The sequence below is a fragment of the Microbacterium sp. Ru50 genome, from assembly GCF_002920555.1.
GTDB lineage: Bacteria > Actinomycetota > Actinomycetes > Actinomycetales > Microbacteriaceae > Microbacterium > Microbacterium arborescens.
This window is the reverse complement of the sequence record NZ_PQSV01000061.1, coordinates 1-570: the sequence shown is the minus strand read 5'-3', so window position 1 is coordinate 570 and position 570 is coordinate 1. Positions and strand designations below refer to the sequence as shown.

At 57.7% G+C, this 570-nt stretch carries 1 rRNA gene; it reads left to right on the top strand.

Features of this window, described 5'->3' with window-relative positions:
* Positions 1 to 357: 357 nt before the first annotated feature.
* A 16S ribosomal RNA gene (locus tag C3481_RS16255) occupies positions 358 to 570 on the top strand; the annotation flags it as partial.

The following is a 570-nucleotide window of genomic DNA, read 5'->3' as shown; positions in this document are numbered from 1 at the left end:
CGGATCTGGTAAGGTTGGAACCGCGAAGAAGCCGAAAGGCCGAAACGCACCGGCGAAAATCGGAGCCGCAAGGATCTGATAGAGTCGGAAACGCAAGACCGAAGGGAAGCGCCCGGAGGAAAGCCCGCGAGGGTGAGTACAAAGGAAGCGTCCGTTCCTTGAGAACTCAACAGCGTGCCAAAAGTCAACGCCAGATATGTTGATACCCCGTCTCCAGCATCCGCTGGGACGAGGTTCCTTTGAAAGCCCACTCGGCAGCGCCGGGTGGCACACACAGCGAGGACGCTGTGAACGGGTTGGACTATTCCTCCGACCTGTTCCGCTCTCGTGTGTGTTTCACCGGATTACCGGTAAACATTCACGGAGAGTTTGATCCTGGCTCAGGACGAACGCTGGCGGCGTGCTTAACACATGCAAGTCGAACGATGAAGCCGCTTCGGTGGTGGATTAGTGGCGAACGGGTGAGTAACACGTGGGCAATCTGCCCTGCACTCTGGGACAAGCCCTGGAAACGGGGTCTAATACCGGATACGACACGGGATCGCATGGTCTCCGTGTGGAAAGCTCCGG